1 pseudogene is annotated in these 304 nt (G+C 58.2%); it reads right to left on the reverse strand.

Features of this window, described 5'->3' with window-relative positions:
* Positions 1 to 181: pseudogene (locus EN874_RS34180) on the reverse strand (hypothetical protein); the annotation flags it as partial.
* Between the last annotated feature and the right edge of the window lie 123 nt (positions 182 to 304).

The raw sequence follows: 304 nt of genomic DNA on the forward strand, positions 1-304 counted from the left end.
CGCCAAGCAACGCTAAAGCCGCGAAGGCGGCAGCGTGATTGAGCTTGTCGTGGCTGAACGTGAAACCCATGCCCAGCATCTCGAGGATGCCCCCGGGCAGCAGAGCTAATGAAACAATTCCTACCAAGGCGAATGGAAACGCCGTTCTCGCCACCAGAGAGTAGCTGCCCGTTGCCAGCAAACGCACTAGTCCTTCAATCAAGCCCGCTGAAGCTTCCGCAAGCCGAGGCAATCACCAATTCTCCCGCTTAGCGCCATGCCGGCGCATCGGCTAAATGGATGAGGCCTGCGAGGGAAATCTCGT

Origin of the sequence: Mesorhizobium sp. M1D.F.Ca.ET.231.01.1.1, assembly GCF_003999155.2 — a bacterium.
Lineage (GTDB): Bacteria > Pseudomonadota > Alphaproteobacteria > Rhizobiales > Rhizobiaceae > Mesorhizobium.